General features: G+C 74.1%; 6 protein-coding genes. 2 read left to right on the forward strand and 4 right to left on the reverse strand.

Annotated elements, in window-relative coordinates; genetic code table 11:
* The first annotated feature begins 180 nt into the window (after positions 1–180).
* Positions 181–1,089, forward strand: a complete 909-nt coding sequence (locus MNZ27_RS16220) for an HD-GYP domain-containing protein (protein WP_242395136.1) — start codon at positions 181–183, stop codon at positions 1,087–1,089.
* A gap of 69 nt (positions 1,090–1,158) precedes the next feature.
* Here MNZ27_RS16220 and MNZ27_RS16225 read toward each other — a convergent pair whose 3' ends face one another.
* The 3 genes from MNZ27_RS16225 to MNZ27_RS16235 form a co-directional block, all read right to left on the reverse strand.
* Positions 1,159–1,494 (reverse strand): DUF971 domain-containing protein, encoded by a 336-nt coding sequence (locus tag MNZ27_RS16225; RefSeq protein ID WP_242395137.1) that lies wholly within the window; start codon positions 1,492–1,494, stop codon positions 1,159–1,161.
* 32 nt (positions 1,495–1,526) lie between these two features.
* On the reverse strand, positions 1,527–2,267 hold the full coding sequence (locus tag MNZ27_RS16230; protein ID WP_242395138.1) for an NRDE family protein: 741 nt from the start codon (positions 2,265–2,267) through the stop codon (positions 1,527–1,529).
* 121 nt (positions 2,268–2,388) lie between these two features.
* Positions 2,389–4,176, reverse strand: a complete 1,788-nt coding sequence (locus tag MNZ27_RS16235; RefSeq protein ID WP_242395139.1) for a phosphoenolpyruvate carboxykinase (GTP) — start codon at positions 4,174–4,176, stop codon at positions 2,389–2,391.
* A gap of 243 nt (positions 4,177–4,419) precedes the next feature.
* Here MNZ27_RS16235 and treZ point away from each other — a divergent pair, with 243 nt between their 5' ends.
* Positions 4,420–6,123, forward strand: a complete 1,704-nt coding sequence (gene treZ, locus MNZ27_RS16240; RefSeq protein ID WP_242395140.1) for a malto-oligosyltrehalose trehalohydrolase — start codon at positions 4,420–4,422, stop codon at positions 6,121–6,123.
* Positions 6,124–6,128: 5 nt separating this feature from the next.
* Here the strand turns inward: treZ and MNZ27_RS16245 are convergent.
* On the reverse strand, positions 6,129–7,300 hold a 1,172-nt coding region (locus MNZ27_RS16245; RefSeq protein ID WP_242395141.1), incomplete at its 5' end, for a 30S ribosomal protein S1.

Here is a 7,300-nt window from a genome sequence, read left to right on the forward strand (position 1 = left end):
AGAACGCTCGCCGCGAGGCGATCGCCGAGCGCGAGTCGAAGCGGGAGATGGATCGCGCGCTCGCGCGGGGCCGGCGGAGGTGACAGGGGCCGGGAGCGGGCGGACCCTCGCCCGCCGCGCCCCCCGTCCCGTTGGGGCGTCGATTCGCGGGGCGCGCCTCTGCTACCTTCAGCGACGCACGTGTTCGACCGGTTGACGCTCGTCGAGGACCTCGTGGACTGCCGGGGCCACGTCCTCGGCCGCAAGCACCTCGTGATCTCCCCGGAGGCGATCGCGGAGGTGGGCCAGCGCGCCCCGGCTCTTTCGCGGAGACCGCTCGCGGAGACGCCCCTCGTGGCGGACGTCGCGGCGCCGCTCGGCGCGCCGGTGTACGCGCCGCTCTTCGAGCGCCCGGGCGCCCGGGCCGAGGTCGAGGCCGTGCTCCGCGCCGCGCCGTTGCCGGACGTCCTCGTCGAGGAGCTCGAGGCGCTCCGGCGCGAGCTGCCGGTCGTCCACCAGCACGCCTTCGCGACGGCGGCGGTCGCGGTCCGGATGCTCCTCACCGCGGTCGGACGCACCCGGACGCTGCCGTCGCTCGCCGCCGGCGCGCTGCTGCACGACCTGGGCATGCGCCACCTGCCCCGCCGGCTGCACGCCCGCGGCGGCGGCCCGCTGGCGACCCGCGACGGGTACCGGATCGCGGCGCACCCGCTCCTCGGCGCGTTCCACCTCGCCGCCGTGCTCGGATCGCACCCCGCGGTCGCCATCGCCCGGTGCCATCACTGGCGCTGCGGCCAGGGGTACCCCGGGCTGCGCGCGCCGCCGCCCCGGGCGGTGGAGGTGATCGCGGTCGCGAGCGCGTTCGCCGCCCTCACGCACCCGCGCCCCTACCGCTCGAGCGCCTACGACGCCCGCGGCGCCGCCGACGTGCTGATCTCCGAGGCGACGGCCCGCCACGCCGATCGCGGCGCGGTGAAGCTGCTCGTGCACGCGCTCCGTGGCGGCGAGGGGGATCCGCGCGAGGTCCGGTTCGGCGTGCCGCGCGACGGCCACGCGCCGGACCAGAACCGCTACGCGCCCCTGACCGCCCCGGCGCGGAACGCGCTGTAGCGCGACGCAGGGGAGGGGGAGGGGACGCACGCGCGTCCGCGCGCCCGAGCCCCGCCCGAAACACGCTTGCTACGGCAGGCCCGACACGTCCCGGAGCGTCTTCCAGGTGTACAGGCCGGTCCCGTGCCCGTCCGACCACTGGATCCGGATCGCGTAGCTCCCGACCGGCTGGAGCTCGAGCGGCCGGATGTCCGGCGGGATCGTCGCAGGATCGAGGAGCTTCCGGCCGGTCCCCTCCTCGACGCAGCCCGCGCACGGGCAGTGGTCGCGGAGCACCGCGGCCGGGATGGTGACCTCGAGCCCGCCGGGCCAGCGGACGCGGAGCGCGTGCTGGTCGGTGACGTCGATCGCCTCCGGCGGCTCGGTGGTCTCTTTCTGGAAGGAGATGCGGTCGAGGAGTCCCATGAGAATTGTCTTTGCGCCGCGGCCGGCGGCCGTCAAGCGGCGCGCGCGAGGGCCTGGAGCAGCGCGGAGCGATCCTCGTGCGGCGCGAGGCAGGGGCGGGCGTCGGCCGCGTACAGCTCGGACGTCGAGAGATCGGGGGCGAGGCGCAGGATGGCGGAGGAGCGGGTCCCGTACGTGGGATCCCCGTGGATGCAGGGCGCGGCGCCGCGGGCGTCGTCGTGGAGCGCGAGCAGGTCGTGCAGCCTCGGGACGCTCGGGTCGAGCGGCCAGCGGGCGCGCACCAGCTCCCCGCGCGGCCCGGCGCCCAGCGGCGAGCTCTCGGTCACCACGTGCAGGCCGGGGGCGAGCGGCTCGAGCGCCGCCGCCTCGCCGTCGTACCACCAGAGGAACGCCTCGCGCGCGTCCGCCACCACCAGGTGGAACGGGTTCCAGCGGGGCGCCTCGAGCCGCTCGATCGCCGCGCGCGCGGCGCGGGCGTCGGGCGCGCCCAGCGCGGCGGGCACGAGCTCGCCGCGCGAGCGGCGCGCCGGATCGGGGTACCAGGCCGCCGGCGCGTGGTAGTTCGTGACGGCCGCGAACACCCCCCGCGCGGACACCCCGATCCAGGTGCCGCCGGCGAGCAGGTCCCGCGGCGCCGCGTACCGGATCGCGCCGGGGCCCGCGTCGCGGATCGCCCAGCCCTCCGACGGGCGGCCGAGCCGCTCGTCGCGGTTCGCGGCCACGACGACGGGCCAGCGGCGATCGGTCTGGAACGCGACGGCGAGGGTGCACATGGCGAGGTGGCGTGGGCCGACCAGAGCGTACGACGCCGGTCGGCGCGGTGCCCGGAAAAAGCGCGCGGGCCTGGCGCCGGACGGCGGCCAGGCCCGCGGGCAGGAACGGCGAGAGCGCCGGCTACTTCACGCGGCGCGCCGCGCGGACGCGCTCGAGGAGCAGCTCGCGCTGGAGCGCGATGGACCGCGGCAGCGTCTTCCCGAGCTTCTCGAACCACTCGGCCTGCGACTCGAGCTCCTGCTCCCACTCGCCGAGGTCGATCTTCGTCGCGGCGGCCACCGACTCCTTGGGCGCGTCGATGCCGGTGAGGTCGAGGTCACCCGGCTTCGGCGTGTAGCCGAGCAGCGTCTCCTGCGCGCCGACCCGGCCGCTGGCGCGGTCGAGCATCCACTTGAGGACGCGCATGTTGTCGCTGTAGCCCGGCCACAGGAACTTGCCCTCGGCGCTCTTCCTGAACCAGTTCACCATGAACATCTTCGGCGGGTTCGGGATCCGGCTCTGCATGTCGAGCCAGTGCTGGAAGTAGGTGCCCGCGTCGTAGCCGCAGAACGGCAGCATCGCCATCGGGTCGCGGCGCACGACGCCGACCTTCCCCGTCGCGGCGGCGGTCGTCTCCGACCCCATCGTCGCGCCGAGGTAGACGCCGTGGTTCCAGTTGAACGCCTCGAGGACGAGCGGCACCGTCGTCGAGCGGCGACCGCCGAAGATCAGCGCCGAGATCGGCACGCCCTTCGGATCGTCCACGAACGGCGAGATGGCGGGGTTGTTCTTCGAGGGGGCCGTGAAGCGGCTGTTCGGGTGGGCCGCCTTCTCCGGCGAGCCCTTCTTCCAGGGGTTGCCCTTCCAGTCGATGAGCTCGGCGGGCGCCTCGGTGTCCCAGCCCTCCCACCAGATGTCGCCGCTCGCGGTCCGCGCGACGTTGGTGAAGATCGTGTCCTTGCGGACGCTGTCCATCGCGTTCGGGTTGGTCTTCCGGTTCGTGCCCGGCGCGACGCCGAAGTAGCCGTTCTCCGGGTTCACCGCCCAGAGCCGCCCGTCCTCACCGACGCGCATCCAGGCGATGTCGTCGCCGACGGTGCGGATCTTCCAGCCCTTGAAGGCGGCGGGCGGGATCATCATCGAGAAGTTGGTCTTGCCGCAGGCCGACGGGAACGCCGCGGCCACGAACTGCTTCTCGCCGCTCGGGCTCTCGGCCTCGAGGATGAGCATGTGCTCCGCGAGCCAGCCCTCGTTCCGCGCGAGGTAGCTCGCGATGCGGAGGGCGAGGCACTTCTTGCCGAGGAGCGCGTTCCCGCCGTAGCCCGACCCGATCGACCAGATCGTGTTGTCCTGCGGGAAGTGGCAGATGTAGCGGCGGTCCGGGTTGCAGTCCGCGACCGAGTGCAGGCCGCGGTTGAACTCGTCGGACTGGCCGAGGCGGTCGAGCGCGGGCTTCCCCATCCGCGCCATGACCCCCATGTTCAGGGCCACGTACACGGAGTCCGTGAGCTCGATGCCGATCTTGGAGAACGGCGAGGTCGTCGGGCCCATCACGTAGGGCACCACGTACATCGTGCGCCCCTTCATCGCGCCCTCGTAGAGCGCGCCGAGCTTCCGGTAGGCCTCCTTCGGATCCATCCAGTTGTTGGTCGGACCGGCCTCCTCCTTCGTCGGCGTGCAGATGAAGGTGCAGTGCTCGACCCGGGCGACGTCGTTCGGGTTCGAGTGGTGGTAGTAGCAGCCCGGCCACTTCTTCTGGTCGAGGGGGATGAGGACCTTCGCCGCGACGGCCTCCTCCGTCAGCCGCTTCTTCTCGGCCTCGGAGCCGTCGCACCAGTACACGCGGTCCGGCTTGCAGAGCTTCGCCATCTCGTCGACCCAGGCGATGAGATGGGGGTTCGTCGTGGTGCGCTCGGAAGACGTGGGCATCCGATTTTCCTTTTTTGCGGTTCGTCGAAAAAAGGGCCTGGGCTCGGGACCAGTAGCGAGGCGGGTCCAGGCTATATGGGGGGCCACAAACTAGCGCACGTCTGGTTACAGAGTCGAGTCCCGAATTTCGATCCCCTCTCAGGAGCGTGTGTCGCGTGGCCCGCTGCCGCAATCCGGGCCGGCCGCCCGCCGGGCCGCGGCGCGGTGGCAGCGCTCCGGGGCCGGGCTCCCTAGCTTCAGCGCATGACGCGGGACGACTCGCGCGGCCACGCCGCGGTGCGCGATCCCGCCCGGCTTCACGGGCCCGAGATCCTGGCGGGCGCGGTCCAGTTCCGCGTCTGGGCTCCCCGCGTCGAGCGGCTCGCCGTGCGGACGCGCGGCCGCGATTGGCCGATGCGCGACGAGGGCGACGGCTGGAAGGTCGCGGAGGTGCCCGGCGCGGGCGCGGGCGATCGCTACGTGTTCGTGCTGCCGGCGGGCGAGGCGCGCCCGGACCCCGCGTCGCGCCGCCAGCCCGAGGGGGTGCACGGCCCGTCGGAGGTCTTCGATCCGGCGCGCCATCGCTGGCGCGCGCGCTTCGCCGGCCTCGGGCTCGAGGAGCTCGTGCTCTACGAGCTGCACGTCGGGACCTTCACGGCGGAGGGGACGCTCGACGCGGCGGCGGCGCGGCTGCCGGCGCTCGCCGAGCTGGGCGTCACCTGCGTCGAGCTGATGCCGGTGCAGCCGTTCCCGGGCACGCGCAACTGGGGGTACGACGGCGTGGCGCCCTACGCGGTGCACGAGGCGTACGGCGGCCCGCCGGCCCTCCTGCGCTTCGTGGATCGCGCGCACGCCCTCGGCCTCGCGGTGTGCCTCGACGTCGTCTACAACCACCTCGGCCCCGAGGGGTGCTACCTCCCGACGTTCGCGCCGGTCTTCACCCCTCGCCACCCGTCGCCCTGGGGCGACGGGCTCGACTACGACGGCCCGGCCGCCGCCGGCCTGCGCAGCTTCGTGATCGGCGCCGCGGTCCAGTGGGTCCGCGACTTCCATGTGGACGTCCTGCGCCTCGACGCGACGCACGCCATCCAGGACTCGAGCCCGCGGCACGTCGTGGCGGACCTCTGCCTCGCGGTGCACGACGCGGCGCGCCGCGCGGGGCGGCGCGTGCACGTCGTGGCGGAGGACGACGAGAACGACCGGGAGGTGCTCGACCCGCCGCCCGCGGGGTGGGGCTGCTCGGCGGTGTGGGCGGACGACCTCCAGCACGCGCTGCACGCCCTCGTCACCGGCGAGCGCGGGCGCTACCTCGTCGACTTCGGCCGGCCCGCCGACGTCGCGCGCGCGCTCGCGGAGGGGTTCGTCTACCAGGGCCAGGTCTCGCGCTACCGCGGCCGGCCGCACGGGACGACGACCACCGGGCTCGCGCCGGCCCGCTTCGTCACCTGCGACCAGAACCACGATCAGGTCGGGAACCGCCCCTTCGGCGAGCGGCTCCCGAGCCTCGTGCCGTGGGAGGCGCTCTACCCCGTGTCCGCCCTCGTGCTCCTCGGCTCCGGCACGCCGCTCCTGTTCATGGGGGAGGAGTACGGCGAGCAGCGCCCGTTCCTCTACTTCACGAGCCACTCGGACCCGCGGCTCGCGAGGGCCGTGACCGAGGGGCGGCGGGCGGAGCACCTCGCGGCGGGCGCCGGGGAGGTGCCGGACCCGCAGGCGGAGGAGACGTTCCTCGCCTCGAAGCTCGCCCCGCGGAGCGACGGCCGCCATGGGGAGCTCCTCGCCCACTACCGGCGCTGCCTCGCGATCCGGCGACGGCACCTGCCCGACCTCGCGCGCGGGTGGCCGGAGGTCCGGCAGGAGGGGACCGCGATCGCCCTGCGCCGCCCGGGGCTCGAGCTGCGGGTGAACCTCGGGCGGGAACCCGCAGGCGGCCTCGGCCCGTGGGCGGTGGACCTGCTCGAGCGCTAGCCGCGCTACTTCTTCTCGAGCTTCTGCCGGAGCAGATCCCCGAGCGTGCCGAAGCCCTTCCCGGTCGCGCGCGGCGCCTTCGCCATGTACTCCCGCGCCTCAGCGCGCTCCGCCGCCTGCTCCGCGCCGGTCTTCGAGAGCCGGAGCCGGCCCTGCTCGTCGATCGCCGAGACGAGCGCGGTCAGGGCGTCGCCGACCTTGAAGCTCCTGCGCAGGTCTGAGCCGCGCGGCGTGCCGGTCTCGGCGGCGGGGACGAGCCCGCGGCCGCCGGCGAACCGGACGAAGACCCCGAACGGCTCCACCTTGTCCACCGTCGCCTCGACCACGTCGCCGACCTTCGGCGGCGCGGGCGGGGCAGCGCGGGCGGGCTTCTCCGGCGACGCGGCCGGCTCCGGCCTGGGCGTGAGCGCCCGCACCGACAGCCCGATGCGCTCGCCCTTCTTCGGGTCCTCCTCGATGCGGAGCACCTGCACCTGCACGGCGTCGCCCGCCTTGAGCAGATCCTGCGGCTTCGACACGCGATCCCAGGACAGCTCGGACACGTGCACGAGCCCCTCGATGCCCCCGAGGTCCACGAACGCGCCGTAGTCCTGCACGCTCGTGACGACGCCGTCGAAGATCGCGCCGGGCGCGAGCTTCTCGCGCGTCGCCTGCGCCTTCGCGGCGCGCTCCTCCTCGAGGAGCGCGCGGCGCGAGAGCACCACGTCGCGCGGGTCGGCCCGCTGCACCTTGAACTGCAGCTTCTGGCCGACGAACGACGCGGGGTCGCCGACGAAGTGGACGTCGATCTGCGACACCGGGCAGAAGGCGCGGACTCCGTGGACCTCGACCTCGAGGCCGCCCTTGTTCACGGCCTTCACGAGCCCCTCGACGGGGATCCCGGTCTGCGCCGCCTCGATCACCGCCTCGCGCGCGTGATCGCGGGTGGCGTGGCCGCGCCCCTTCGAGACGATCGCGCCGCGCTCGTCGGCGTGGACGACGACGCCGTCCACGATGTCGCCGACGCGCGCGGTGACGTTCCCCTGGGCGTCGGTCAGCTCGACGGTCTCGATGAGCGCGTCCGCGAGCCCCGTGCCGAGCTCGAGGAACGCGACGCCTTCGCCGATCTGGATGATCTTGCCGGCCACCTTCTCGCCGACCTTGAACCGGCGCCGCGGCGCCGCCGCCTCGCTCCCGG

The organism is Anaeromyxobacter oryzisoli (genome assembly GCF_022690765.1).
Classification (GTDB): Bacteria; Myxococcota; Myxococcia; order Myxococcales; family Anaeromyxobacteraceae; genus Anaeromyxobacter; species Anaeromyxobacter oryzisoli.

Coding starts and splice junctions, on each gene's coding strand:
- treZ (WP_242395140.1), top strand. CDS start 4,420: ATGACGCGGGACGACTCGCGCGGCCACGCCGCGGTGCGCGATCCCGCC.
- MNZ27_RS16235 (WP_242395139.1), bottom strand. CDS start 4,176: ATGCCCACGTCTTCCGAGCGCACCACGACGAACCCCCATCTCATCGCC.
- MNZ27_RS16230 (WP_242395138.1), bottom strand. CDS start 2,267: ATGTGCACCCTCGCCGTCGCGTTCCAGACCGATCGCCGCTGGCCCGTC.
- MNZ27_RS16225 (WP_242395137.1), bottom strand. CDS start 1,494: ATGGGACTCCTCGACCGCATCTCCTTCCAGAAAGAGACCACCGAGCCG.